The following is a 25,668-nucleotide window of genomic DNA, read 5'->3' as shown; positions in this document are numbered from 1 at the left end:
CAACGGTCTTCAACTGGGCGGTCCTTGGCCCCACCTGGCACGATGCGGATCATGAGGCAGGACATACAGACCCGCGGAGAGGCGCTCGTCGCCGCCGCGCGCGCCGGTGACGCGAGGACCGCCCGCCGGCACACCGACTTCTTCGTGCTCGGCCACCACGTGGACGAAGGCATCCCGTACTGGGAGCAGGCGGTGGCCGCGGGGGACGCCTTCTCGCACTACACCCTTGCCCGGTACCGGAAGATCCGAGGAGACCGACCGGCGGCCGAGGCGCTCTACCGTGCCGCCGCCGACCGGCACTCCGGATGCGCCTACGGACTCGGCGTACTGCTCAAGGAGAACGGCGACCCGGAGGCCGCCGAATGGTTCCGGCGCGGCTGGGAAGAGGGCCGCAACCTGGATTGCAAGATCGAGCTCGGCAAGCTGCTCGCGGCCGAGGGGCGGCTCGACGAGGCGCCGAAGTTCCTGATGAGCGACATCGGCCTGGGCGACATCGCGGTCTTCCGCTGGGTGAAGCTCTTCGAGTCGATTCGCGAGGACTTCGACCGCGTCGCGGCCGCCCTCGACGCCGCCGAGGGCGCCGGGGACGGGGACGCCGCGGCCGAGACGCTGCGCCCGCTCTTCGATCTGGAGCGGCACTTCCGCGACTACTCGGGACTGACCGCCGAAGCCGCGGGCTACTACCGCAGGGCCTCCGCGCTCAGCGCCTCCGTCCGCGTGGACCACGCCGTGTTCCTGGACGAGACCGCAGGCGACGCTTCCTGGCCCGAGGCCCGCCGCCTGCTGGTCCAGGCCCACGAGGAGGGTTACGAAGGCGCCGCGTACGTCCTCGGAGTCCTGCACGAGCAGCGCGGCGACCTCGCCGACGCCGAGCAGTGGTACGGCCTCGCGGCCGGCGACGGGCACCCGGCCGCCCAGTGGAACCTTGGCCTCCTCTGCAAGCGGCAGCGGCGGTACGAAGAGGCCGAACGCTGGTTCCGTGAGGTCGGGGAGGACGACGAGGACGTCGTCGCGCAGCTCGACCGGATCACCGCGATCCGCGAGGCGGGCGCCGCCCCCGGCAAGGACCTGCGCCGGCTGCCCGGGCTCCGCGAGCGCGCGGAGGCGGGCGATGTCCACGCCTCGTACGCGTACGGGAAGATCCTCGGTGACTGGGCCGGCGCGGGCGACCGCCACCTGATCCGGTGGATCGAACCCGCCGCACTGGCCGGCGACCCGGAGGCCGCGTACGACCTCGCGGAGCTGTACGGCTCGCTGCGCGGGCCCGCGTCGCGCGACCACTGGTACCGCAGGGCCGCCGAGGCGGGGCACCACGACGCGTGCAACCAGATGGGCCGGCTCTCCGAGTACCACCGCGACTACCAGGAGGCCGAGCGCTGGTATGTGCGCGCGGCCGACGACGGGTCACCGCTGAACGCCATGCTCGCGGGCAGACTGAAGGCCCAGCGCGGCGCGTACGCCGAGGCGGAACCGTTTCTGCGCAAGGCTTGGGAAGAGGGCACCGGCTCTGCGCACGGGACGGAGGCCGCCGGGTACTACGGACTCGTCCTGCACCGCATGGGCCGCCTCGCGGAAGCCGTCGAGCCACTGCGGGCGGCCACCGCGAGGTGGGACGAAGACGTGCGCGCCCGCTACAGCAGGGACGACCTGGACGTGCTGGCCCGGACGGCCGACCCGGCGAAGGAACTCGCGGAGGTGGAGGCGGCGCCGGCCGCGTGACGGCTCCTCCCGGCCACGTCCGGGCAGCGGGCGGAACGGTTCCAGCCGCCCTCAGAGCCGCGGGAGCGCCGGCGCCGTCGGGGCCGGGCCCAGCGTCGTCGTCCCGGGGGCGGCACGGTGGCCCAGGCCCGTGCGGTAGACGTCCAGCGCGGCCTCGGTGCGGCCGCCGCGGCGCAGCAGGTCGCCCAGCAGACGGCACAGGTCGGCGAGGTCGCCGCTGGCGCCGCTGCGCTCCAGCAGGGCCAGCGCCGTGACGTAGTGCTCCTCGGCGGTCTCGCTCTGCCCCCGCTCTTCGGCGATCAGACCGAGCAGCCGGTGCGCGCCGCCCGCGTGCACCGCGCCGTGGCGGTCGCCGAGGTCCAGGAGTGCCATGAGGAGATCCGACGCCTCGTCGTACCGTCCCAGCCGCCGCAGGACGTCGGCCAGCTCCACCTCCACCTGCGCGGTGAACAGCGTCGCGCGCTTGGCGGTCAACATGTCCCGAGCAGTGCGCAACTCCCGTTCGGCGAAGCCTAGTTCTCCGTTCTGCGCCTTGACGTAGCCACGCATCCAGTGACAGTGCGCGAGATCGGTACGCAGCCTCAGCTGCTGGTAGATCTCCTGCGCCTTGGCCAGCGAGGCGTCGGCGTCGGCCGTGCGCCCCTCGGCGAGGAAGGTGCGGGCCACCTGCCGGTGCATGCCCGCCACCAGCGCCGGGTCGTCGACCTGCGGCGCCAGCGCCAGCGCGAGCTCGGCGGCATGCGCGGCGCGGGCGTGGGCTCCCAGGTCGATGTACGGGCCGATCACGGCGGCGTACAGGATGACCAGTGCCTCGGGGTCGACCAGCCCGCTCGCGCCGAGCTCGTCGATGGCGGACTCCAGGAGGTAGCAGGCGTAGCGCAGCTCCCCGGCCAGGAGGTGCGCGACGGCGCGGCCCCGGATCGCGCGGGCGCGGCGGGGAAGCGGTGCGTCGGCCAGGAGTCGTTCGGCGTCCTGGAAGTGACGGCCGGCGTCGGCGAGTTCGCCGCTCTCCAGGGCGCAGTCACCGAGTCCGAGCAGCGCCTCGGCCTGCTCGGGGGCGAGGCCGAGGTGTTCCGCGTCGGTGAGGACCCTCCGGTAGCGGACGGCGGCGTCGTCGGCGGCGCCGGTCGCGAACTGCCGGTGCGCGTCGGTGAGGGCGAGCCGCAGCTCGGTGGCGAGGTGGGCGGGGCGTCCGGTGGCCAGTTCCTCGTACGACGTGCCGAGCCGGTCCGCGAGGAAGCGCAGCGCGGCCTCGGAGGGCCTGACCTTCCCGGACTCCAGCGTCGAGACGTACGCGGGTGTATAGGAGGGCTCGGCCAACTGCCGCTGCGTGAGACCGCGTTGACTGCGCAGCTTCTGCACGCGGCGCCCGATCTCGGCCGGTTCGTCCATGGCAACCCCCCTGGCTCTTGAACTCCCCAGTATTCAAGGGAAGCAGGCATTGCGCACGCCCCCGCCCTCCCCCTAGTTTAAGCGGCCCGTTCACTCTGTTTAACAGAGTACTTAACTTCCGTGTCAGGGAGATGAGTTCATGCGTCCAGTGCATCCAGTACGTCCAGCACGTCGTAGAGTCATGACGGCGGTCGCGGTGGCCGCGGTCCTCGCGGCCGTACTGGCCGCCCAGCCCGGCAGTGCGGCCGCCGACCCGGCGACACCCGCCGGGGCCGGCGCCGAGGTCGAGATACCCGGGCCGGAACACGGCACGGTGGCCGGATCCGGCCACACCCGCGTACCGCGAGAGGGCCAGGACCGGCCGGCCTCCCGACTCTCGGCGGCCGAGGCGGCCGCCGACGGCGAGGTCGCCAAGATGGTCGACAACGGCCCCACCACCGACCGGCTCGACATCGTGGTCGTCGGGGACGGCTACACCGCCGCCGAACAGGGCCGGTTCCACGCCGACGCCGCGGAGAAGTGGGCCGAGCTGACGGCCGTCGAGCCGTACACGACCTACCGGAACCTCTTCAACGTCTGGACGGTCGACGCCGTGTCGAACCAGTCCGGCGTCTCCGGCGACCCCGGCCCCGGCACCGTCCGGGACACCGCACTCGGCTCGTACTTCTGGTGCGGCGACATCGAGCGGCTGCTCTGCATCGACCAGGACAAGGTCGACGGCTACGTGGCGAAGGCCCCCGAGGCCGATCTGGTCCTCGTTCTCGCCAACAGCGCCAAGTACGGCGGCGCGGGCTACAACGAGCCGAGCGCGACCCTCGGCTACGAGGGCATATCGACCGCCTCGGCGGGCAACGAGAAATCCGGCCAGGTCGCCATCCACGAGACCGGCCACTCGCTGGGCAAGCTCGCCGACGAATACTTCTACCCCGACCATCCCGGCTACGAGCGCTACACGGGTCCCGAGCCCGGCGATGCCAACATCACCACACTCGACGCGGCCGACCTCGCCTCACGGCACGCCAAGTGGCACCACTGGCTGGGCGAACCGTCTCCGGACGGAGGTACGGTCGGCGCGTACGAGGGCGGGGGCTACTACGTCACCGGACTGCGTCGGCCCACCGAGAACTCCCTGATGCGTTCCCTCGGCAAGCCCTTCAACCTGCCCGGTGTCGAGGCGATGATCGCCGGCTTCTACCGCAAGGCGCAGATCGCCACCGCGGTCACCCCCACCGACCGCACCCTTCGCGCGCGCGACACCGCGAAGGCGCTCGTACCCCAGCTGACGGGAACCGACGGACGCCGGCTCACGATCCGCTGGTATCTGGACGGCCGGGAACTGAAGTTCCTCGCGGGCCGCACGCAGGTGCGGGTGTCCGAGTTGACCGGGCGGCTCTTGGACCTGCGGACACACCGGCTGTCGATCACCGCGCAGGACCGTTCGCCCTCGGTACGGGACCGCGGCATCTCCGCGGCGATGACGTCCACGGTCAGCTGGAAGGTCCGCCTCTGAGCCCGGTGACCATGATGTGGCCGGCCCTCTGCCGGAGGGCTGTCCTGCTGGTGACCGGCCGATCGGAAGTCGTACGACCGGGCCGGTCCCGGCGGGTACCATCGGCGCCGCCCCCGCGGCGAGCGCCGGGGCGGCCTCCAGGCTGATCAGCGCGCTCCTCGGTCCCCGACCTGCATCCAGCCGGGCAAGGGCAAGCCGGACGTTCCCACGGGCGGCGGTGGTCGGTGACCAGGCCACGGACAAGGCGGAGTTGGGTGTGAGCGGCGATGATCAGCCAGGTCCAGCGGTCGGCGGACTCGGGATCGCGGAGCTTCGGGCGGGTCCAGCCGAGGGTCTGGTTGATCATTCTGAAGGTGTGCTCAAGATCGAATCTCCGCAGGAACGCGTGCCAGAGCCGGTCGACACCCGTCTCGCTCGCCCCGGTGCCCGACCACCACAGCCAGACCGGCTTCGGCTCCGCACCGTTGGGCAGACGGTCGTCCTTGAGCCGGATGACGGTGCCCTCGATGATCGGCAGCTCGTCCCGGTGGGTGAGCCAGGCCGCCCGGCGGGTCAGTCTCGAAGGCGGTGGCCACCGCGGTGCCGTACCGCTCCGTCTTCCTGACCGTGCGAACACCCGGTTCGCCCCAGGTGTCCGGCCGGCCGAAGACGAACTCGCCGCCGTGCTTGGGCGGCCGCCCGCCCTTCGGATCGTAGATCCTCTGCGGCGTCGGCCGGCGCATCACCCGGTCCGACCTCAGCATGCCCAGCAACTCGACCGGTAGATCGGTCAGCAGGAACGACAGCCGCTGAACGTCGTAACCGGCATCAAGGACCAGAAGGATGTCCAGGTCGACGGGCTTCCACTGCCCGGCGGCGACCAGGCGCTCGACGACCTCTCGGACCTGCGGAGTGCTCCGTCCCGCCGGTGCCCGCCCTCACTTGCGGCCGACGCCCGCGTACATCGCGACATCGGCGGCGGGCGTCTCCGGTCGCCAGGCGGAGCACGAGACCACGCCGGGCTCGAGCAGCTCCAGGCCGTCGAAGTAGCGTGCGACGGCGGCAGGGGTCCGTTGTGTGAGCTTCGGGGTGCCGTGCTCGTTCCAGAAGGCCACAGCCGCGTCGACATCCGGCATGTCAGGATGAGCCACGGTATGGGACAGGACGAGGTGGCTGCCGGGTGCGAGCGCGTCCATGAGCCGACGCACGATCCCGTACGACTCCTCGTCGTTCTCGACGAAGATGACGACCCCGAGCAGCATGAGCGCGACCGGCTGCGAAAGGTCGAGCGTCTTCGCCGCGGCGGCGAGGATCGTGTCGACGTCCCGCAGATCGGCGTCCAGGTAGTCGGTGCGGCCCTCGGGCGTGCCGACCAGCAGCGCCCGGGCGTGTGCCAGGACGAGCGGGTCGTTGTCGACGTAGACGACACGCGCGTCGGGGGCGACGCGCTGGGCGACCTCGTGAGTGTTGCCGGCGCTCGGCAGCCCCGTCCCGATGTCCAGGAATTGCCGGATGCCCTCCTGCTCGGCCAGGTACCGGACCGCCCGCCCCAGGAACAGCCGGTCCGCCTTCGCGTACTCCCCGATCCCGGGATGCAGCTCCCGGATCCGGTCGCCGGCCGCCTGGTCGACGGGGTAGTTGTCCTTCCCGCCGGTCCAGTAGTTCCATATCCGGGCGGTGTGGGGCCGGGACGTGTCGATGCGCGATTCGATGTCGGTCACTGCTTCAACGTAGCGCAGCGTCTGAGCAACTCCCTTACGCCTATGGTGCATTGCCCCGCCACACACGTACCGGCCGGCTGGGGCCTAAGCGCGGTCCCGGCCGGCGGACGCGTTCTGTTCCTCCTCGGCGGCAGGTTCCTCCTCGGCGTCCGGCACTCCGGAGGAGGGGAGCAACTGCGGAATGCCGTCGACGATCGGATAGCGGCGGCGCAGGCGCGGGTTGTAGAGAGCGCCCCCGATCTCGTCGAGGATCAGCGGCCCCTTGTCGAGCGGGCAGGCGAGGATCTTCAGCAGCGGGTTGTCAGGCTTCATGGCCGGGTTCCTTCGGAAGTGGGGGTGTCCGCGTCGTGGCGCGGCAGGGTGAGCAGGACCGTCAGTGCGAGCACGGCGCCGCCGAGACGCAGTAACAGCCGCAACAAGTCGTCGGGCAGCGGCTCGTCGAACGCGATCGTGCCGCTCACGATGGTGAACACGCAGGTCACCGTCGAGCACACCGGGACGATCAGTGAGGCCCGGCAACGCTGGAGCGCGGTCTGCGACAGCACCAGTCCGCTGACCCCTGTGACCAGGAGGAGATACGGGTACGGGGAGGCGAGCAGGGCGGGCACGGAGCCCAGGAGGTCCGAGGTGTCCAGACGGCCGGAGACGCCCTTGATGGCGAGCGAGCTGACGCCGTAGATCAGACCGACCGCGACCGCGTAGGCCACTCCTGTGGTCGGCTGCCGATGACGTCGGCGGGCGCGCCGCTCCGCGGCCGAGTAGAGCAGCAGCCCGGCCGCGAGTGTCGGCACGCACAGTGCCAGCAGAATGCCCGTGGGCGCGCTGCGGCTGATCTCCTCGCTGGTCCCGTACAGGGAGGCCACCACCATCACCAGCGCCAGACCGATGACGGCCACCGCGCGTCGCTCACGGCCGGAGGGGCGCTCACCGAGCACCACCGACGAGAGCACCAGCAGGAGGACAAGGCCGGACAGGAAGAGGCCTTGGGCGGCGGCTATCGGCAGTGTGCGGTAGACGGCCAGCTGCGCGGCGAACCCCAGGGCCAGCGCCAGAGCCCCGCAGATCCACAGGGGCCTGCGGGCCAGCAGAATCAGGGCCTGGCCCGGCTGTGCGGCACTGAGCGGCGGCATGCCGGCCAGCGCACGCTTCTCCAGGACGAAGCCGGTGCTGTACAGGACGTTCGCCACCAGCGCGGCGGTCACACCCCACACCACGGGCTACACCTTTCGCGCATGCACGAGGAGGATGGAGGCGAGGGACGGCAGCCCACAGGCCAGGCGGTCCAGCGGGCGGAGCGGGCGCGGCACTCCGTGGAACGGCGCGCCGGCGACCGCCACCACCTCGAACCCGGACGCCGCCACGAACTCGCGCAACGCGCGTGCCGTGTACAGCCTCAGATGGCCCACCACCTCCCTGCCCGGTCTGCCGTGGATGCGGCGCAGACTCACCTCGGAGAACACGGGCTGGACTCCGGCGAGCAGCAGGGCGCGGTTGTACCAGGCGGCGAGGTTCGGCGTCGAGAGCATCAGATGCCCACCGGGTCGCAGCACCCTGCGCAGTTCGTCGAGGGCACTGTCGGGGTCGACGAGGTGCTCGACGACCTCGCTGAACAGCACGGCGTCGGCGCTGCCGGAGGCGAACGGCAGCCCGTTGCCGGTCAGTTCGCCGCGGACGACCTGGCTCAGGCGCGGCGCCGCCCGGCGCAGCGCGTCCTGCGACCAGTCGATCCCCACGATGCGGTGCCCGTCCAGGACGCGGGCGGCGGTCGCGCCCGCCGAGCCGTCCCCGCAGCCGACGTCGAGCACGGTCGCGGCCGGGCGGCCGGGCCCGACGGGGCCGAGCGCGTCGGCCAGCATCCGGGCCTGGCGCAGCGTACGGGCTTCCCCGGAGGCGACGGGAACGGTGGGGTTCTCGTAGAAGTCCCGCAGCCCCGGAACCGGCCGGCTCGGCGAGGTCACCGCAGCCTCGGGCGAAGTCACCGCCGCCTCGGGTGACTTCCCGGTTTCTGTGGAGCCGCTGGCGGAGAGGGTCATGACGGCCTCTTGTGGTTGTCCTGGGTGGAACGGGCTCCACCCGGTGTCGGGTCCGGACGCGGTGTGTCGCGGTGGTACGGCCCGCCCGGGCCCCGTGCGTGATCCCGGGCCGAAGAGCTTTCGGCGTCCGTGGCGGTGGCGTCCACCTTCCGGATTCCGGCTCCCGGCCCCGCCCCTGGAGCATGCGCCCCGGTCGAGGTGAGAGACGTAGTCGAGAGCGACTCCTCGAACAAACCCACCAGGTCCGCACCGGCCGCCTCACCGAGCAGCGCCCGCGACCAGCGCAGCGTCACATGCAGCCGCCCGCCGGTGGAAGCCGCCGCCAGGCTCAGCCCGCGCGGCATCCGCGCCGGTGCGGAGAACCACACGGCCGTCGCGCGGCCGGCGTCGCCGAAGTCCAGCGCGTACGGCACGCGTCCGATGTTGGTGACCAGTGCCGTCGATGTCCAGGGCGCCGCCGCCCGCCGTGCGCCACGGGTGAGCACGCCCCGGATGCCGACGGGGAGCAGCGGTGCGGTCAGCAGACTCGCCCCGGCGCCCATGGGGGCGCCCTGGGCCGACTTCAGCGCGCGGGTGCGGCGAGCGGTGGTGCGCAGCAACCGGGCAACGGCTGCCGGGTCCGGCCGCTCACCGAGCAGCAGGTCCGTGTCGCGCGGGTCCTCGGAGGTCATGGCCACCTCGACGAGCCGGGTTCCGTTGCCCATCGGCATCTCCGTGCCGCGCGGCCGGTCGTCGACGGGCATCGTGATCCGTACCGGACCGGCCGGCCGGCCCTGCGAGACGTTCCAGCGGCCCACCATCAGTGATGCGGCGACCAGGAGTTGGTCGTTGACGGTCCAGGGCGGGAGGCCTCCGGCCCCCGCCACACGCCGCGGAACGGGCAGATCCGCCTGCAACATGCCGTTGCCCACGGCGCGGGCACGTACCGGCTCGGGGCGGGAGTCCGGTGCGACGCGTACGGGGCGCGCACGTACGGCGCGGCCGGTCCCGCTCGGAGCCGGACTCGAGCGCCCCGGCCGGACCCGCCCGGTGACCGGGAGTGCGTCCGCGCCGCCGTACTGTTCGGCGGTCGTGGCGAGCACTCGCAGCCCCGACGGCGCGTCGAGGGCCGTGTGATGCATCGTCAGCAGCAGCACGGTCCGCGTCTCGGCAGACACGCTCGACACCTCCGGGGCGACCGCTCCCTCGTCCACCTCGACGACTTCCAGGCGCATCGGCGGCGACAGGGTGAGCGGCGGGCATGCGCTCAGCGCGCGGGCGCGGGTCCTGGCCAACGCGTCGGGGCCCCGCCCCGCGAAGCTCACCGGGTCGCTGTCCGGTTCGCCGGTCAGCTCCCACGCGAAGGACCGCCGGTGCCGACGGCCGGGCACCTCCCGCATCAGCACCCTGGGGTGCGTCAGCAGCGCCCGCCGGAAGGCGGCCCGCAGCCGTGCCGGGTCCACCCGTCCGGGCAGGTGGACCTCGATGTGTACGCTCTCCGGTTCGTCGTCGCTAAGGCAGTGCCGCGACACCTCGTCGACGGTCGGAAATGGAATCCGGACCCTGCCGACGGCATTCCACGGCGCGGTCATGAGGAGCCACCGCCTTCCGGCCGAAGGGGCGGCGCGGGCCGGTGCCCGTCGCCGGTGCCACTCGGCCTGGCCGTGACCACTGGTCCGGCTTCCGGCGCGTCGGAATCGTCGTCTTCGTATGGGTCGCCATGCCCACGCCCGGCGGCCACGGACGCCGGCCCGACCGCCGTCACCAGCGCGGCGGACAGGGCCACCAGCGCGAGCACCTGCGCCAAGCCGCTGAACGAGCCAGCCCCAGTGGCGACCGGCTCTCCGGCGCCGAAGGCCGCGACAAGGCCCGCTCCGGCCATCGCCGCCGCCGCGGTCGGCACCAGCACGGCCGGCCGGAACCGTGCCGCCACGGCGAGTACGGGCACGATCAGGGCCAGTGGCCCCGCCGCCACCGCGACGACCGCGGTCAGCGCCAGCGTTCCGAGCAGCATCCCCGGGGGCGACGGTTCGGACAGCTCCTCGTCGGTCCCACCGTCGTGACGTCGGCGGCCCACGAAGGCCAGGGCGAGCAGGGCAACGAGCGCGAACGCACCGCCGATCAGGGCTGTCCGGTACGGCCCGGAGGGCTCGAACTCCATGGTCACCGTGCCGGACGTCCCGGCCGGGATCACCCACGCCTGCTGCCAGCCGTCGAGGCGTACCGGCTTCAGCTCCGTGCCGTTCAGGGTGGCCTTCCAGCCGTCGTTGGCGTTCTCGTAGGTCCGCAGGTACGTGGCCTCGCCGGAGCCGGCCGACACCGACACGGCCCGGCTGTCGTCGGTCCACCGGGTGACGGTGGCCTCGCGACCCGCCGCTCCGGTCAGTTCCGCGGGAGTGCCTCGGGTCAGCGTGACGTCGGTGATCGCCAGCGGGCCCGCGTCACCCGCCTCCACTTCGTGATCGCCGGGCGGAAGTTCCAGGGTGCCGTCCTTCTCCTTCCCCGCGCAGAGGGCGACGGTGACGGGGCGCCGTTCGGTGAGGTCCCGGACGAGTCCGGAGGCCTTCGTCTTGTGCAGGACACCGCCCACTGCGAGGTCCGGGCCCTGGCCGCACGGCAGCGAGAAGCGCGCGGACGGCTTCGGGCGCGGCACCCGCAGGTCGGCGAGTGCGGGAACGTGCACCTCGCTCAGCCCGACAGGCAGCTGCAACTGCGCGTTCGCCACCGGGTTGTGGACGGTGAGCGGGGCGACCCTGCTGATGGTGATGTCCAGCCGGTTCGTCTCGATCGCCGGGAAGCGGACCCGTCCGTTCTCGTCGACGTCGGCCACCGCGGCGCCGTGCGGCGAGCTGATCATGACCTGCTCGGGCCGGGTGGACACCCCGCCCGCCGGCGCGAGGATGATCTCGTCGATCTTCCTCTTCTCGGGCCAGTTCAAGTGGACGACGGGCCGGTCGCCCGCTATCCACGCGGTCGTCAGATCACCGTCGACCAGGTTGCGGGCGCTGAGTTGTGCGCCGTCGGGGCTGATGGAGTCCACCCTGGCCGTCACCCGGTTCTTCGATCCGGGGGCGGAACGGTCGAGCAGTTCGTCCAGCGCCGCTCCGGGCACGGCGACGGCTCGCGCCGACACCTCGTACTCGCCCGGTTCCCCGGTGCTGAACCGCCGGTGCAGTCCCACCTCGGCCGATACGGGCGACAGGCCGCCGGCGTCGGTGCCGCGGTGCAGGGAGTACACGCTCGCCGCCCCGTCGGTGCGCTCGGCGTCGGCAGGCAGCGCCAGCATGCGCGTCACCTGCACGTCCGGGATCGACACCTCGGAGAACCCGGCCCCGGAGAGGCCCGGGCGCGCCTGCTGCGCGGCGACGATGGTGATCTTCATCCAGGAGGCCTCGCCGGCAGGAGCCTTGACGGTCTGCGGCAGGCCGTTCGTCTGGAGGGGGCTGTCGGCCGAACCACGGTCGGTCTCGATCCGCACCCGGGTGGCCGCCGCGCGCATCGAGTCGCCCGGCAGGGGCGTGAGTTGGATGGAGGCCGGGACGGCGGTCGGCCGGGAGAACTCCACCCTGAGCCACTGTCCGGCCGGCTCGCCCGGGCTGCCCTCGGCCCACGCGGTGTCCGGATTACCGTCGAAGGCGTTCACCGGGTCGTACTGCGGCAGGTGGAACAGCCAGTTGCCACTGCTGGAGGCCGTCACGGTCTTGGCGCCCCGCAGCACCGCCGTCGTCTGATGATCGGTGCCCTCCGACGGCAGGATCTGCTTGGGCTTCTCACCCGGGTTCTGCAGGCTGCCGGAGTGATTGCGCTCGTTCGCGGTGTACGTGTACGAGGTGTTGTTGTTGACCAGGCCGAACCGGGTGTCGGCTCGGCGCAGCCCGTCCGCGACCGCCTTCACCGGTGCGACGAGGCCCTCGGGAAGCCTGTCCCCGGCCAGTACGGCCGGCCGCTCGGTCATCGAGGGATCGGCGGACAGCCGGAGCAGCGCCTCGGGTCCGCCACTGACCACGGCCGTGTCGGCCACGGCCGAGAGACCGACCCTGTCGGGCCGCTCGCGGTCCTGCGGCTCGTAGATCTCCACGGCCTGGAGCCGCGGGTAGAGCCCCTGCACCTGGAGCGGAGTGTCGGCGGCGATGCGTCCGCCGGTCACCAGCGGGCCGAACCCGGTGACCTTGCGGTAGCCGGACGACTCCAGGGTCCGCTTCACCGTCTGCGGCGGGACGTAGCCGATCTGGTCGGGGTCGAGGTCGTTGCGGACGACCACCTCGTGCATGCCGGCCCGTGCCAGGTACGCCTGAAGGCCCGGAACCTCGGAGCCCGACAGCAGCGCCTGCTCGACTGCGTCCGTCATGCGGCGTGCGCCGGGAGTACCGAAGGGGACGAAGTCACGCTGCGCCCAAGGGGTCTCGGCCAGGACATCGAAGGGCTGGTCGATGGGGGATCCCCAGGTGTAGATGCCGTGCGCCGTCGCCGGTACGACCAGTGTCCGGCTGTTCGGGGCGTTGTCCTTGAGCCAGTCGGCTGCCTTGTCCCAGTGGGTGGGAAGCTTGGTGAACGCCCCGGGCTGCAGGATCGAGCCGTTGACGTACGGCAGCGCCAGACCCGGCAGGACCAGCACCGCCACGGTCGCGGGTACCCAGCGGCGACCGCCCAGTGCGCGGGACCCCCGGCTCTCGGACAGCACGGCTGTCAGATGGGCCAGTCCGAGGGCGAGCGCGAGGGCGAGGCCCGGCTGGAACTTGTAGATGTTGCGGAACGGCTTCAGCGGCCCGTCCAGCCAGTCCTGGACGACACCGTGAACCGGACCGCCGAAGGCTCCGCCGTACCCGGCGAGCGCGACCAGGACGACGGCCAGGACGGTCAGCATCAGCCAGCGGCGCTCCGGCAGGTCCCGCCGGGCCAGGCCCGCAAGCCCCAGGGCCGCGGCGAACGCAGAACCGAGAACGGTGACGACGGAGGTCGCGACGGTCCAGCCGGCCGGCAGCCAAGCCTCACCGAAGTTCAGATACGCCACCCAGTTGCCGGCGCCGCGCAGCAGCTCGGTCGCGGACATGGTGGCGGTGGTGGTGTCGGCCTGCTCCACGTACGGCATGAAGTTCTCGCCGTACATCCCGAGCAGGAGCAGCGGCACCACCCACCACACGGTGGCCAGGACGACGCCCGGTATCCACCAGCCGAGCAGCGCCCGCCGGCGCCGGCCGGGCGGGCGGCTGAGCAGGTACAGGCCCACGGGCAGCAGCGCCGCCAGTGTCGAGGCGGCGTTCACGCCGCCCATGAAGGGGATCAGCAGGGCCGAGCGCGCGGCGGCCGTCCGGGGGCTCGCGTGCGCGGATGTCAGCGGCAGCAGCACCCACGGCAGCAGGGCACCGGGCAGCGCGGCGGCGGAGGTCGATCCGATGACGATCGTGAAGGTGGGCCACAGCGCGTAGACGACGGCACCGAGGACACGGGGCGCGGGCGTCCCCACGCCCAGACGTTCGGCGAGCCGGAGCGCGCCCCAGAAGGCGGCGGTCACGATGATCGACAGCCAGAGCCGTTCGGCCAGCCACACCGGCACCTGGAGGAGGTCCATGAGCGCGTAGTAGGGCAGTGCCGGGAAGGCGTAGCCGACGTACTGGTTGGCTATGCCGCCGAGGCCCACGTTGCCGTTCCACAGCGAGCCGAGGTCGCCGATGAAGCGCCAGGGGTCGAGGGCGACGCCGAGTTTGGTCTCGAACGTCATCTTCCCCGGTGACACCGCGAGGAACGACACCAGCACGACGGCCCAGAAGCCGAACAGCAGGCGTCGTCCGCGCGGTTCGCCGGACGCCTGCGACGGCGTCGGGCCGGGCTGCGGCACCCGGGTGGGCGCCTGGACCGTGGTGGTCATGACCGTTCCTCGCTTCGCATGCTCATGGGCTTCGCCTGAGAATCAGCAGCAGATTCCAGGTGGCGATCTCGCGGAGTCCCGGCACCCGGGTGATCGTGCTCGCGAGGAACGGCCAGTAACGGGAGCGCGCCGTGACGACCTGCACGTCGTCGCGGGCACGGACGTGCCGAAGGGTGGGGCCGATGTGGACGGGGAAGAGGTTCTCGCCGAGCGTGTGCTTGGCCTGGCGGCCGGTGCGCCGCTCGTAGCGTTCGCGGGCCCGGTCGGCCCCGAGGTAGTGCCACGGCGCGGTCTCGTGACCTCCCCAGGGGGAGAGCCAGTTGGTGAACGACAGGTAGATCAGTCCGCCGGGGCGGGTGACCCGTGCCATCTCGCTGATGAAGGTCTGCGGATCCGACACGTGCTCCAGCACGTTGGACGAGAAACAGACGTCCGCCGCCCCGTCGGCGAGCGGCAGCAGATATCCGTCGGCGAGCACCGCGTCCTCGGTGACCGGGCCGCGGGCGCTCAGCTCCCGCGGGTCGGGCTCGAAGAGGTAGCTCTGCGCGCCACGGCGGCGGAACTCCTCGGTGAAGTGGCCGCTGCCGCCGCCGACGTCGACGACGATCTTGCCGGCCAGGTCCACATGACGTGCCACCTGTGCGACCGAGTCGCGGGCCAGCAGGGTGTAGCACCGTTCGGGGTCGCTGGGTTCGCGCATGAACGCCCGGAAGAGGGCGGCCGACCGTCTCAGCGACGGATCCTTGAATCCACGTTCGGCGATCTCAGCCATGGCCGCTCCTGCCGCGTCCCTGGAGGGCGGCGCGGGCCACGGCCTCGGCGGCGACCTCCTGGAACCGACAGACCGTCGCGCTCCAGCGGAAGCGTTTGGCGCGCTCCGCGGCGGCACGGCCCATGGCGGCGCGCCGTTCGGTACTGAGGGACAGGGCGCACCACGCGGCGGCGAACGAACTCTCGCCCCGGGCGAGCACCCCGGTCTGACCGTCCTCGATGGAGTCGCACAGGCCGGGTATGTCGAAACCGATCGCCGGGGTGCCCCGGGCGGCCGCCTCGGTGACGACCAGACCCCAGCCCTCGACGAGGGAGGGGTGCAGCAGGAGCCACGCCTCGCACATCAACCGGTGCTTCTCGGCCTCCGACACGCGCCCGGCGAACGTCACGGCCGGGCCGGCCATGGCTTCGAGCCGCTCCCGCTCGGGGCCGTCGCCCACGATGACGAGTCGGCCGCCGGTGACGGGGCGGACCCGCTCCCACAGCCTGAGGAGCAGGTCGATGCGCTTGTACTCGACCAGTCGGCCGACGGCCAGGAACAGCGGCTCCTTGGCCTCGGGGAGCGGCGGGCCGGGGTCCTCGACACCGTTGTGGACGATCCGGATGCGGTCCGCGGCCACGCCGATGCCGCGCAGCTCGGAGGCGGTGGACTCGGAGACGGCGACCATCAGGTTGTCGCGGTGCGTGCCTGCCAGTGCCCAGTGCTCCAGCCTGCGTCCCAGCCGTGCCGCCGGGCCCGGGTAGCGCATCTGCCAAAGATCCGTGTGCACGTGGTTGACCAGGCACAACGTCGGTCCGCGGTGCCACAGCGGCGCCAGGTACGGCATGCCGTTGCACACCTCGACCAGCAGGTCGCAGTCGCCGACCTCGCGGGCGAAGGTCCCCCTGGCTCGCAGGAAGTGGCCTGCGTCACCTCCCGCGGAGACCACCCGGTAGTCGCGTGCCGCAGCAGGGCCGCCGCATACGAGCGTGACCTCGTGGCCGCCGGCGGTCAGACCGTCGGCGATCCGGTCGATGAGCAGTTCCGAGCCACCGGCGGCACGGTTGGCCACGTCGCGGCGTGCGAGGAAGGTGATCCGGCGCGGCAAAGGCGCCTGGGGGGATGCGACGTGCGGGTCGGCGGCCGGCGAGTCGGCGACCGGGCTGCCGGTGAGGGCTTGAGCGGGAAGGGCTTGAGCGGGAAGGGCTTGAGCGGGAAGGGAGAGGGAGTCCTTCTGGCCGGAGGCCAGGGCGGACGCGCGCTGGGGCATAGAGGTGCTCCAACTCGGGGGGCTGCGGAACGCAGGCGGGTGGGGGGACGGCCGGGCTTCCGGGATGAAGCGCTGGGCTGGCTCGGTGTGCGCGTACAGCGGGGTGCGGGTGCAGCGGTTGCGGGTACAGCGGGTGCTGCGGTGCCGGACCTGGACGTGAGGGTGTCCTGTCCGACACCAGTACGGCGGGAGACCCTGGGGGCAGAGCCCGCTCCACCGGGAAACACTGGTCTTACTGAGGGGTAACGTCAGTGTTCGTTCAAGCGATTCGTCCCGCTACTCACGCCGGTGACAAGTTCGAACCGATCGACAGACCCTGTTTCATCACTCACCTGAGTGTTCGGCTGTCGGCGGCCCCGCATCAGCAGCACCGCGCCTGCGGCGACCAGCAGACCTCCCGCGATCCCGCCCGCCAGCGGCGCGGTCTCGCCGAGCAGCTCCAGCCGGCCGCTGTCCTCGGAGGCCAGCTTCACCTGCTCACGCCGGGTCGCCTCGGTGAACTCCAGCCGCTCGCTGGACAGCAGGGTGACCGCGTCCTTCTTCGAACCCGGGGCCCGCAACGTCTTCGTCGGCGCGATCATCGCGTTCATGATCCGCCCCGTTCGGGGGTCCACGGTCAGCTCGATCCTCGCGTTGGAGTACCACTCCTCGGCCAGCACCTGCCCCGGCTCCTTGCTGCCCACCAGCACGCCGGGCACCAGCCGGGTGCCCGTCGCGGTGGGCTCGACGGCGCCGACGAAGCGGTAGCCCTCGTGCCCGTCGATCCTGGTGGCCTTGTCGAACGCGAGCGGCACAGTGGCGCCGAGACTGCTGTCCCACCAGGTGTACGTACGCCTCTCGACATCGAACGGGAACTTCAGGTATGCCTCACCCTCGAACCCGGGCTTCTCCTCGCAGCAGTGCACCGGGAGGTTCGTCCGGCGGTCGGTCACCCAGCGTTCGGTGGTCCACTGTAGGGATTTCCGCGGGTCGGCCAGCGGCAGCGTCTTCGGCGTGTCGATCTGGGTCGACACGTCCCAGACCGCGTTTCCGCTGCGCTCACCGGCGGCGACGTCCCCCAGCACCCGGCGGGTGATCGTGATCGTCTGGTCGTCCACCGTGGAAACGGACCCGGTGTCGAAGTAGCGGCCCCGGCCTTCGAAGACCGTCGTGGAGACCGTGTCGGTCGGCGTGCGTTTGGCGCGCGGCTCCACGTACCAGGCGAGCAGTTGGGTGAACACCAGCAGAAAGACACCGGCACCCAGCAGAATCAGGGACAAAGGTGACATTGAACGACGCATTCTGGTACTCCGATACGGACGCGAGATGCGGGAGTTCAGGGCGGTGCGGGACGGGCCGCGCGCACGGATCACAGCCTGGCCGGAGCGATGAGCGACTTACCCGGTAGTAACACTGCTGTGAACGGCGAAGCTAGGTGGAGCTTGACCGCCTGTCAATGCGCCTCGCATACTGACCGCGCCGGACCGGGCCGGCGCGCTGGGTGACAGACCTCATCGACTGAGAGGCCGATCATCCTCATGTCCAGACTGCTCGCCGCCCTCCTGACCTGCGTCGCCGCCGCCGCTCTGGCCACAGGCGCCGCCTTCGGCATCGTCGCCGCTCTCGACGCCGCACCCGAGCAGCAGAATGTGCCGCTCGTCACATTCCCCGACCCGCCCACCCAAGGGCCCTCCAGCACACCTGGCCCCGGCGCGGGCTAGTTTGTGCCTTGCAGGCCCGGCTGACCGAGCTCATGAAGACGGACATCCAGGAGCGGTGGTTTGGAAGCCTCGTCAGCGTGGCGCGACGTGCCACAAGAACGGATTCAGCAGTTCGCCGACCGGGCCCTGGAGCAGGTCCCGGAGCTGGCACAGGACATCCTCGCCGCGATCCGGCGGGAGTACCCGGGCCTCGTGTTCACCGTCGACGAGTCCGGAGAGCCGAAGGCCCTGGTGGCGATCCGGCACGCGCTGGAGCTCTTCGTGGAGCAGATGACCAGGGGCTCGGACCGGCCGAGCGAAATTCCCGAGGTGTTCCGGGACTTCGGTCGCGGTGAGGTCGCTCACGGGCGCAGCCTGGACTCCCTGCAGGGGATCTACCGGCTGGGCGTGCGCCTTTCCTGGCGGCGCATGGCGGAGATCGGCCAGCAGGCCGAGATTCCGTCCTCGGCCATGTACGAGCTCGCCGAGTCCGCTTTCGAGTACCTCGACGTGATGGTGGCCCAGTCGGTACGCGGCTACGCCGAAGCCATCGCCCGCCAGGCCGGGGAGCGGCTGCGTCTGCAACGTCTTCTCGTCGATCTCCTGCTCGCCGAGCACCGCTCGGATCCGTCCGCCTTCCTCGCCGACCGCGCGGCCGACGTGGGCTGGCAGCTGCCCGAGAAGGTGGCGGTGGCCGTGCTGCTGCGCCCCGCCGCGGAGGCTGTCGCCCCTGCCGTGGGAGAGGAGGTGCTGGTCGACATGGAGGGCGAGCGGCCGCGCCTCGTCGTACCGGAGCCGGACGCCCCCGGACGCGCGGAGTTGTTGGACCGGGCGGTCGCCGGCTGGTCCGGCGCGATCGGCCCGTCGGTTCCCGTGGCGGAGGCCGTCACGTCGCTGCGGTGGGCGGAGGCCGCCGTCGGGATGATCGAGCAGGGCCTGCTGCCGCGAGGGCGGCTGCTGCACTGCGGCGAGCACGTCGAAGCCCTGGTGCTGCTGCCCGCGAGTGAGTTGATCGACGATCTTGCCCGGCGGAGGCTGGCGCAGCTGGACGAGTCCGGTGGCCCGGCGCACGCGCACCGCCTCGCCGAGACGCTGCTGGCCTGGCTGGAAACGCGCGGGGGTGCCCCGGAGGTGGCCGCCCGGCTGGGGGTCCACCCGCAGACCGTGCGCTACCGGCTGAGACAGCTCCGTGAGTTGTGGGGCGACGACCTGGACGACCCGGACCGCCGCTTCGAGCTGGAGCTGGTGCTCCGTACCAGGCGGCTGCGCGGAGATCTCGTCCCGCCGCCTGATTGAAGGGGGCGAGGCCTCGTGCCTGACGCTCGGCGCGCCGTCGTGTCCGGCTGCCTCGCCCGGTCCTGCCGCGCGGATCCGCGCGGCAGGACGACACGCGGGTCAGGACAGCGGCGTCGGCTCCTCCGGTGCCAGTGAGTTGCCTTCGGGGATGCGGCCGCAGTCGGACGGAGCCGTCCGCCCCGCGAAGCGGTCGTCGAGCCGACGTCGATGCCGAAGGAGCGGGAGACGCCGATGATGGCCATCGGAATGACGCCCGACCACGAGAGGGAGCCGTCCACGTACTTCAGGTTGTGCGCCGGGGTCACGAGCAGGCCGCCCTCGGCGAAGCCGACCAGCTTCCGGTTCACGTCGGGCGCGTACGACGGTGCCAGCGCGGCCGCCCAGTTCGTGGCGACGGCGCCGCCCGAGTAGCCCATGAGACCGAACCTGGTGTTGTCGCTCAGCCCCGTCTCCGCGAACCTGGTCGCGGCACGGATCGAGTCCAGGGTGTTCGTTCCGTACTCGGGTCCCGCGGCGAAGGCGGCGCGCTGCCCCTGGGTGTCCGGGATGACGAGGGTGTAGCCATTCGCCGGCAGCGGCGCCATGAAGACGGCCTCGACGTTGGGGATCACGCCGCCGAGGGTGAGGTTGCCTGCGATGGCGCGGGACGGCCCGTCCTCCGGGTTCAGCGAGTCGTAGAACGACTGGTAGGACACGGCCTTGCTTCCGTCGCCCGTGAGGCTGCGCACCACCGTGGTCACGTTGGCGGTCGGGCGTCCCTGGGCATCGGTGCTGCGGTGGAGCAGCTGGATCGCCTTCAGCGGCGTGGGAATGCCGACGAGGTGGACTGGAGCGTCCGCGTCTTCAGCACGGCGCCCGGGGCGAACGACGACAGGGGTTCGCTGCCGTCGTAGGTGTAGAACGGGTCGCTCGCGATGGGTGGAGCCGTGGCCCTGGTCGCAGCCGGCGTGGACACGGTGGCGGTGGCCGCCGGCGCGGCGGTCATGGCCGCCGCGGTGACGACAGCGATGGGGATCAGACGAACGGCTGTCCTGGACAAGGCGTCCTCGAACTGCAGCGCCAGACAGCGGGAGTGCCGCTCTCCGTGCTGTCAGGTGGCGGAGGGCTGGTCCTCATCCCGCACAAGGCGCCGGCCGCCGACTTCGGCCCTGGCGACCGGGACCGGCTGTCCCAACTGGTCGTGGAGCTGGGCCGGATGTGCGGCGCCGAGGTGCTTGCCGCGGCGACCGCCGCACCACCGGGGGCGTCGCGGACGCCGCCCGGCTGGCGGGCGAGGTACGTGAGGTGGCCGAGGCTTCCGGCCGGGGCCGGGGCTGTACCTGCTCGACGATGTGCTGCTCGAATCCCAGCTGAGCCGTCCGAGCCCCGCCAGGGATGGGCTCGCCGCGCTGCTCCACCCGCTGGACACACGCCCGGAACTGCTCACCACCCTGCGCACCTTTCTCGCCTGCAGTCTCGACCGGCGCCAGGCCGCAGCCCGGCTCCAGGTCCACCCGAACACGGTGGACTACCGCCTGCGCAAGGCGACGGACCTCACCGGACTGGACGTCCCGGGGCGCCGACTGGTCACGCTGCACGCCGCGCTCGCCGCCCATGACGCGGTACGGCGCGGCAACCCCGGCGTCGGCCCCTCGCGCCAGGGCTGAACCCGTGGCCCTTGGCGCCGGCGCTGCGAGCACCCGCCCTCCGGGCCGGCTCACCGCTGTCCGCGCGGGACTGCGAGGTCGGTCAGGAGTGCGGTGCCGGACGCGAAGGCGGCCCATGCGCCGCGCCGTGTCAGCACGGCGATGGCCGAGGTGGGGAACTTGGCGTGCGCGCGCTGAAGTGTGTCGTCGAGCGCCTCGCCGACAAGCAGCAGGACCAGATCTTGCAGGCCCGGGTTGTGTCCGATCAACAGCAACGTCCCCACATCGTCCGGCACTTCGCGTACGACGTCGAGAAGGCTGTGGCTGTCCGCCGCGTAGACGCGCCGGTCGTGGCGTGTGGGCGGCGTGCCGGGCATCTCGGCGGCGGCCAGCTCCCAGGTCGAGCGCGCTCTGCGGGCAGTGGAGCACAGGACGAGTTCGGGCAGGCAGTCGGCATTCCTCAGCCAGCGGCCGGCCGCCGGGGCGTCGCGAAGACCTCGCGGACCGAGGGGGCGGTCATGGTCGGGCACACCCTCGGGCCATGCGCTCTTGGCGTGCCGCAGAACGACCAGTCGCCGCAGCGGGAGGGCGGTTTCGCGGGCGGTTTCCACGCTCTCAACGGTAGGCGTCACACAGCCGAGCCGCGGCCCGGCATCGCGCGTACAGCGCCGCGGTACGCACCGCTATCCAAGGAACGACAACCGAACCTGGCGCTCCGGGTTGTCCTTGTTGGTGTCCGCCAACCTCCGCAAGGACAACCCCAACCGTACTTCGACCTCGGCCATGCGCGGGCCGATCCCGCTGACGACGACTGAGGCCGCAGTTCCCGTGTGGTGTCCCGATTGGTTCACGAAGCTGTCGCGGTTGGGACCCGGCCGTCCCCTGTGTCGTGCAGTGACGGATAGCGTTCCTGACCTCGGGGCCGCACGTCCGTGCGGCGCCGACCATGCACCTTTCTGCTCTGACGACTCCACGGGGGTACGGCGACATGACCATGCGACGAGACGGCAGGCCGGGTGAGAGGTTCTCCCGGCGGCGTGCACTACGGATGGCCGGCGGCGGTCTCACACTGGCCGTGCTGACCGCGGGTGTGGCCGGTTGTCGCGAGGACGGCTCCGATGCCGGCGGAGCCGGGGGGTCCGAGCCGGTCGGCGGAGACAAGCCGGCCGGGGGCGGCGCCGGTAAGGACGGCCAGGCTCCTGAGCCGCTGTGGACGAAGACGACATCCGCCCAGACCTACGGCGACAACGACGAGCTCGTGGCCGCGGGCGGTGTGGTGATCGCCAGCGGTGCTCCACTGGTCGCACTGGACGCGGCGTCGGGCAAGGAGCAGTGGTCGCTGGAGGACGGCGCGACCCCCGGGGCACCGATGCTGCTCGACAGCGGCACGCTGTACCTGGCCAGCGCTACATACGACGGCACCGTCGCCGGCTACGACCCGGCCTCGGGCAAGCAGACCTGGCGCAGCCACCTGGGCAAGGAGTACCGGCAGCCGAGACCGATCGCGGTGGACGACGATCAGGTGTACGTCATCGCCGAGATCCAGGAGGCCGACGGCTCGTCCAAGACCAACGTGATCGCCGCGCTGAACAGCAGTACGGGCAGAGTGGCGTGGAAGGAACAGCGCGACTTCGGCACCGAGCAGAACGGTATCCACGCCCATGCCGAGGGTCGCCACCTCGTGTACACCGACTTCAAGAAGAACCTGACGGTGCGCGACACCGCCACCGGCAAGCAGGTGTGGACGCACAAGACCGCCAAGACCAACTACGGCTTCTTCGCCGTGTACAAGGATCTGGTGATCGTTCCGCAGGGTCCGAAGCTTCTGGCTTTCGGCCTGTCCGACGGCTCGGCGAAGTGGTCGGTGGAGACCGCCGAGAGCTACGTCGCTTTCAAGGAGCCGGCCGTCCTGGACGACGTGCTCTACATCGTCGACAGCGACCGCACGATGCGTGCCCTCGACCCCCGTACGGGCAAGGAGATCTGGCAGTCGACGGCCCTCGCCGACGCGAATCTCACGGTGCCGCGGCAGTACGTGAAGGTGGGCGATGTCCTGTACGCGGCCACAGACCTGGACGAGCGGGGCGGCGTGATAGCCATCGACGCGAAGACCGGTGCCGTGCGATGGACGTTCAACGACAAGACCGGTGACTATCACGCGTGGCTGGTGGCCACGGACGGGAAGCACGTGTTCGCCCTGCACGGCAAGAAACTGCACGCGCTGTCCGTCTGACACCCGCGCAGACCGTTCCAGCCCGGAACCGGCGCGGGCCCTGGGCCTGCGCCGGCCGTTCCTGGACGTCCGGCACGGACCTTCGGAGCGGTCACCGATCGGGCGCCGGCTGTCTGTGGGAAGCAGTCGAGCAGTACCGCCCGCGGGTACCACTGAGCGTCGTCGGGCGCGTCATAGAGGCCGGATTCGCGGTCGCTGCGCAGCCGCTGTCGGCCGGCCTCGGCGATGCGGTCGGCGACGCCGTCGCCGGAGCAGCAGCATGCTGCGCAGACTCGTGGAATACCAGGGTCGGCCGGCCGCCAGCTTGCCGTACACGACCGCGAGGTGATCGACCAGCGCCAGCTCCCCGAGCCGGACGAGGCGAGCGGCCTCGCTGCTGGGCGACACGTTCTCAGGATCGGCCGGGATACGCCCGGCGCCGCTGAATGGCTCACAGTTCCCTCTGCGCGCCCCACGCCCCCGTCGTGAAGCGGTCCTCGTCGTCCGGGTCGTCCAGGTTCCAGAAGCCTTCGTGGCGCAGCCGGCGAGGAGCTTTCCCTCGCCACGCATCTTGTAGCCGGTGTTCAGGCAGTCGACCACGTTGCGGCCGAGCCGGTCGACGGCCACGGCGACGAGCCCGTCGTACTTGCCCCGCTCGTCTCGGAGCCACGGAGCCACGGAGCCACGGAGCCACGGAGCCACGGACCAGGCTTCGGCCGGTCATCGGGTCGGTGACACCCGGCACTTCCCAGTCGTCCGCCCAGTCGTTGATGTGCCCGCCGACGGCCGCAGCAGCCGTCAGCACGTCCTTCCGCTGCCGCTCCGGCGAGGTCGTGGCGGCCTTGACCCGTGACAGTCGGCGGACTCCGAGCAGGCGCTTTCCACGACCACCGTACGTCCGTTCGACATCGCCCCATGGTCGTACCGCGCATCCTTCTCCCGTTCGTTGGAGCGGGAGAAGATTCCGCGGCCACACCGAGGGCGACCTTGACCGGCCCGGTCAGCCCAGGAAGCTCAGCCGCACCCGGCGTTCCGGGTTGTCCTTGTTGGTGTCCACCAGGCAGATCGACTGCCACGTCCCCAGTTCCAGGCGGCCGCCCAGGACCGGGACCGTCGCGTGGGGAGGGACCAGGGCCGGCAGGACGTGGTCGCGGCCGTGGCCGGGGGAGCCGTGGCGGTGTTGCCAGCGGTCGTCGGCCGGGAGGAGGTGGTGGAGGGCCGCCAGGAGGTCCGTGTCGCTGCCCGCGCCGGTTTCGAGGATGGCCAGGCCGGCCGTGGCGTGGGGGACGAAGAGGTTGAGCAGGCCGTCGCGGCCTCCGGCGGTCTCCGAGAGGAAGTCGGCGCACTCGGAGGTCAGGTCGGTGACGGTCTCGGTGTTGCCCGTGGTGAGGGTGAGGACGCGGGTCGTGAAAGTGGACATGAGTTCATCCTGCCGTTCGTTCCCCAAGATCACGCATCCACGCTCCGAGACGGGGGAAGATCTCGGCGCGCACCGCCGTTAGTGGAATCGTGAACGATTTCGGGGTACGAGACGTGGACGTGGTGATCATCGGCGCCGGGCAGGCGGGCCTGTCGGCCGCCTACCATCTGCGGCGTACCGGACTGCAGCCGGACCGGGACTTCGTCGTCCTCGATCACGCCCCGCGGCCCGGCGGCGCCTGGCAGTTCCGCTGGCCCTCGCTCACGTACGGCAAGGTCCACGGCATGCACGCGCTGCCCGGGATGGAGCTGACCGGCGCCGACGGGAGCCGGCCTTCGTCCGAGGTGATCGGCGCGTACTTCGCCGCGTACGAGGAGCGCTTCGGCCTCCGCGTCCACCGGCCCGTCGAGGTCCGCGCGGTCCGGGACGGCGAGGGCGGCCGGCTGCTCGTCGAGACCTCGGAGGGTACGTACGCCACCCGGGCACTGATCAACGCGACCGGCACCTGGGACCGCCCCTTCTGGCCCCGCTACCAGGGGCAGGAGACCTTCCGCGGTCGTCAGCTGCACACCGCGAACTACCCCGGGCCCGAGGAGTTCGCCGGGCAGCGGGTGATCGTGGTCGGCGGCGGCGCCTCGGGGACCCAGCATCTGATGGAGATCGCCGAGGTCGCGGCCGAGACCACCTGGGTGACCCGGCGCGAGCCCGTCTACCGCGACGGTCCCTTCGGCGAGATGGAGGGCCGCGCGGCCGTCGCCATGGTCGAGGAGCGGGTACGCAGGGGTCTTCCGCCGCAGAGTGTCGTCTCCGTCACCGGGCTTCCGCTCACCGACGCGATCAGGAGCGCGCGGGAGCGGGGGATCCTGGACCGCAACCCGATGTTCGACCGCATCACGCCGACCGGCGTGGCGTGGGACGACGGCCGGACCGTCGACGCGGACGTGATCCTCTGGGCGACCGGTTTCCGGGCCGCGATCGACCACCTCTCGCCGCTGAAGCTGCGCGAGCCGGGCGGCGGCATCCGGGTGGAGGGGACGCGCGCGGCCCGTGACGAGCGGATTCATCTGGTCGGCTACGGGCCGTCGGCCTCGACGATCGGTGCCAACCGGGCCGGACGCGCGGCCGTCACGGAGATCCGTCGGCTCCTCGACCGGGAACCCGCCACTCTCCCCGGATGATCAACCGACCGTCACCGAGACGCGCCGCCCCCTCGACC

Annotated in this window: 20 protein-coding genes and 2 pseudogenes; 7 read left to right on the top strand and 15 right to left on the bottom strand. The window is 71.6% G+C overall.

The genetic code is table 11. The features are described 5' to 3' along the window. Nucleotides 1–51 precede the first annotated feature (51 nt). Complete coding sequence (locus ABZY12_RS03460; protein ID WP_356886636.1) at nt 52–1,719, top strand: tetratricopeptide repeat protein; 1,668 nt, start codon at nt 52–54, stop codon at nt 1,717–1,719. Between the two features lie 51 nt (nt 1,720–1,770). Here the strand turns inward: ABZY12_RS03460 and ABZY12_RS03455 are convergent, their stop codons facing one another. Next, on the bottom strand, nt 1,771–3,111 hold the full coding sequence (locus tag ABZY12_RS03455) for a tetratricopeptide repeat protein (RefSeq protein ID WP_356886634.1): 1,341 nt from the start codon (nt 3,109–3,111) through the stop codon (nt 1,771–1,773). A gap of 181 nt (nt 3,112–3,292) precedes the next feature. Between ABZY12_RS03455 and ABZY12_RS03450 the strand changes: the two genes are divergently transcribed. Next, nucleotides 3,293–4,621, top strand: coding sequence for a M64 family metallopeptidase (locus ABZY12_RS03450; RefSeq protein ID WP_356886632.1), 1,329 nt, complete (start codon nt 3,293–3,295; stop codon nt 4,619–4,621). Here the strand turns inward: ABZY12_RS03450 and ABZY12_RS03445 are convergent. From ABZY12_RS03445 to ABZY12_RS03400, 10 genes and pseudogenes are all read right to left on the bottom strand, one after another. Continuing rightward, nucleotides 4,599–5,508 (bottom strand): annotated as a pseudogene (locus ABZY12_RS03445) (transposase); the annotation flags it as partial. The gene ABZY12_RS03450 and the pseudogene ABZY12_RS03445 overlap by 23 nt on opposite strands. A gap of 30 nt (nt 5,509–5,538) precedes the next feature. Next, entirely contained in the window at nt 5,539–6,321 is a 783-nt protein-coding gene (locus ABZY12_RS03440) for an SAM-dependent methyltransferase (RefSeq protein ID WP_356886630.1), read from the bottom strand. A gap of 84 nt (nt 6,322–6,405) precedes the next feature. Continuing rightward, nucleotides 6,406–6,633 (bottom strand): Trm112 family protein, encoded by a 228-nt coding sequence (locus ABZY12_RS03435; protein ID WP_356886628.1) that lies wholly within the window; start codon nt 6,631–6,633, stop codon nt 6,406–6,408. After that, nucleotides 6,630–7,535, bottom strand: a complete 906-nt coding sequence (locus ABZY12_RS03430; RefSeq protein ID WP_356886626.1) for a DMT family transporter — start codon at nt 7,533–7,535, stop codon at nt 6,630–6,632. The genes ABZY12_RS03435 and ABZY12_RS03430 overlap by 4 nt, the downstream gene beginning before the upstream one ends. A 3-nt stretch (nt 7,536–7,538) precedes the next feature. Next, nucleotides 7,539–8,354 carry a methyltransferase domain-containing protein gene (locus ABZY12_RS03425; protein ID WP_356886624.1) on the bottom strand — a complete coding sequence of 272 codons (816 nt, stop codon included), beginning with the start codon at nt 8,352–8,354 and terminating at the stop codon, nt 7,539–7,541. Then, nucleotides 8,351–9,925: a condensation protein gene (locus ABZY12_RS03420; protein ID WP_356886622.1), complete on the bottom strand. Its 1,575-nt coding sequence runs from the start codon at nt 9,923–9,925 to the stop codon at nt 8,351–8,353. The genes ABZY12_RS03425 and ABZY12_RS03420 overlap by 4 nt, the downstream gene beginning before the upstream one ends. Then, a complete protein-coding gene (locus ABZY12_RS03415; RefSeq protein WP_356886620.1) occupies nt 9,922–14,199 on the bottom strand; it encodes an alpha-(1->3)-arabinofuranosyltransferase family protein in 4,278 nt (1,425 codons plus the stop codon). Before ABZY12_RS03415 ends, ABZY12_RS03420 begins: the two co-directional genes overlap by 4 nt. A gap of 22 nt (nt 14,200–14,221) precedes the next feature. Continuing rightward, complete coding sequence (locus ABZY12_RS03410) at nt 14,222–14,971, bottom strand: class I SAM-dependent methyltransferase (protein ID WP_356886618.1); 750 nt, start codon at nt 14,969–14,971, stop codon at nt 14,222–14,224. Further along, the gene (locus tag ABZY12_RS03405) at nt 14,964–16,220 is read right to left on the bottom strand and encodes a glycosyltransferase family 4 protein (RefSeq protein WP_356886616.1); all 1,257 of its coding nucleotides are present in this window, start codon (nt 16,218–16,220) and stop codon (nt 14,964–14,966) included. The genes ABZY12_RS03410 and ABZY12_RS03405 overlap by 8 nt, the downstream gene beginning before the upstream one ends. Nucleotides 16,221–16,468: 248 nt before the next feature. After that, nucleotides 16,469–17,500: a DUF3068 domain-containing protein gene (locus tag ABZY12_RS03400; RefSeq protein ID WP_356886614.1), complete on the bottom strand. Its 1,032-nt coding sequence runs from the start codon at nt 17,498–17,500 to the stop codon at nt 16,469–16,471. A gap of 237 nt (nt 17,501–17,737) precedes the next feature. Here ABZY12_RS03400 and ABZY12_RS03395 point away from each other — a divergent pair, with 237 nt between their 5' ends. Both ABZY12_RS03395 and ABZY12_RS03390 read left to right on the top strand, forming a co-directional pair. Then, nucleotides 17,738–17,920, top strand: a complete 183-nt coding sequence (locus ABZY12_RS03395; protein ID WP_356886612.1) for a hypothetical protein — start codon at nt 17,738–17,740, stop codon at nt 17,918–17,920. A gap of 87 nt (nt 17,921–18,007) precedes the next feature. Beyond that, nucleotides 18,008–19,195, top strand: a complete 1,188-nt coding sequence (locus ABZY12_RS03390; protein ID WP_356886610.1) for a helix-turn-helix domain-containing protein — start codon at nt 18,008–18,010, stop codon at nt 19,193–19,195. A gap of 278 nt (nt 19,196–19,473) precedes the next feature. Here the strand turns inward: ABZY12_RS03390 and ABZY12_RS03385 are convergent. Further along, a pseudogene (locus ABZY12_RS03385) lies at nt 19,474–19,779 on the bottom strand (lipase family protein); the annotation flags it as partial. A 212-nt stretch (nt 19,780–19,991) separates the two neighbouring features. Then, nucleotides 19,992–20,234, bottom strand: coding sequence for a hypothetical protein (locus ABZY12_RS03380; RefSeq protein ID WP_356886608.1), 243 nt, complete (start codon nt 20,232–20,234; stop codon nt 19,992–19,994). A 292-nt stretch (nt 20,235–20,526) separates the two neighbouring features. Here ABZY12_RS03380 and ABZY12_RS03375 point away from each other — a divergent pair, with 292 nt between their 5' ends. Beyond that, nucleotides 20,527–20,841, top strand: a complete 315-nt coding sequence (locus ABZY12_RS03375; protein WP_356886606.1) for a helix-turn-helix domain-containing protein — start codon at nt 20,527–20,529, stop codon at nt 20,839–20,841. 50 nt (nt 20,842–20,891) lie between these two features. Here ABZY12_RS03375 and ABZY12_RS03370 read toward each other — a convergent pair whose 3' ends face one another. Further along, nucleotides 20,892–21,431, bottom strand: a complete 540-nt coding sequence (locus ABZY12_RS03370) for a histidine phosphatase family protein (RefSeq protein WP_356886604.1) — start codon at nt 21,429–21,431, stop codon at nt 20,892–20,894. A gap of 377 nt (nt 21,432–21,808) precedes the next feature. Between ABZY12_RS03370 and ABZY12_RS03365 the strand changes: the two genes are divergently transcribed. Then, the gene (locus tag ABZY12_RS03365; RefSeq protein ID WP_356886602.1) at nt 21,809–23,053 is read left to right on the top strand and encodes a PQQ-binding-like beta-propeller repeat protein; all 1,245 of its coding nucleotides are present in this window, start codon (nt 21,809–21,811) and stop codon (nt 23,051–23,053) included. A gap of 979 nt (nt 23,054–24,032) precedes the next feature. Here the strand turns inward: ABZY12_RS03365 and ABZY12_RS03360 are convergent. Beyond that, entirely contained in the window at nt 24,033–24,452 is a 420-nt protein-coding gene (locus ABZY12_RS03360; RefSeq protein ID WP_356886600.1) for a secondary thiamine-phosphate synthase enzyme YjbQ, read from the bottom strand. Between the two features lie 89 nt (nt 24,453–24,541). On the opposite strand from ABZY12_RS03360, the gene ABZY12_RS03355 reads away from it, so the two are divergent. Then, entirely contained in the window at nt 24,542–25,630 is a 1,089-nt protein-coding gene (locus ABZY12_RS03355) for an NAD(P)-binding domain-containing protein (protein ID WP_356886598.1), read from the top strand. The last annotated feature ends 38 nt before the right edge of the window (nt 25,631–25,668 follow it).

Source organism: Streptomyces sp. NPDC006551 (assembly GCF_040611675.1).
In the GTDB taxonomy this organism is placed as follows: domain Bacteria; phylum Actinomycetota; class Actinomycetes; order Streptomycetales; family Streptomycetaceae; genus Streptomyces.
This window is presented reverse-complemented; position numbering and strand designations above follow the sequence as displayed.

Bases quoted from the DNA above. Each gene is read 5' to 3' on its own strand.
- ABZY12_RS03460 (WP_356886636.1), top strand. From the start codon at position 52: ATGAGGCAGGACATACAGACCCGCGGAGAGGCGCTCGTCGCCGCCGCG.
- ABZY12_RS03455 (WP_356886634.1), bottom strand. From the start codon at position 3,111: ATGGACGAACCGGCCGAGATCGGGCGCCGCGTGCAGAAGCTGCGCAGT.
- ABZY12_RS03450 (WP_356886632.1), top strand. From the start codon at position 3,293: ATGACGGCGGTCGCGGTGGCCGCGGTCCTCGCGGCCGTACTGGCCGCC.
- ABZY12_RS03435 (WP_356886628.1), bottom strand. From the start codon at position 6,633: ATGAAGCCTGACAACCCGCTGCTGAAGATCCTCGCCTGCCCGCTCGAC.
- ABZY12_RS03425 (WP_356886624.1), bottom strand. From the start codon at position 8,354: ATGACCCTCTCCGCCAGCGGCTCCACAGAAACCGGGAAGTCACCCGAG.
- ABZY12_RS03420 (WP_356886622.1), bottom strand. From the start codon at position 9,925: ATGACCGCGCCGTGGAATGCCGTCGGCAGGGTCCGGATTCCATTTCCG.
- ABZY12_RS03415 (WP_356886620.1), bottom strand. From the start codon at position 14,199: ATGACCACCACGGTCCAGGCGCCCACCCGGGTGCCGCAGCCCGGCCCG.
- ABZY12_RS03410 (WP_356886618.1), bottom strand. From the start codon at position 14,971: ATGGCTGAGATCGCCGAACGTGGATTCAAGGATCCGTCGCTGAGACGG.
- ABZY12_RS03405 (WP_356886616.1), bottom strand. From the start codon at position 16,220: ATGCCCCAGCGCGCGTCCGCCCTGGCCTCCGGCCAGAAGGACTCCCTC.
- ABZY12_RS03400 (WP_356886614.1), bottom strand. From the start codon at position 17,500: ATGCGTCGTTCAATGTCACCTTTGTCCCTGATTCTGCTGGGTGCCGGT.
- ABZY12_RS03395 (WP_356886612.1), top strand. From the start codon at position 17,738: ATGTCCAGACTGCTCGCCGCCCTCCTGACCTGCGTCGCCGCCGCCGCT.
- ABZY12_RS03365 (WP_356886602.1), top strand. From the start codon at position 21,809: ATGACCATGCGACGAGACGGCAGGCCGGGTGAGAGGTTCTCCCGGCGG.
- ABZY12_RS03360 (WP_356886600.1), bottom strand. From the start codon at position 24,452: ATGTCCACTTTCACGACCCGCGTCCTCACCCTCACCACGGGCAACACC.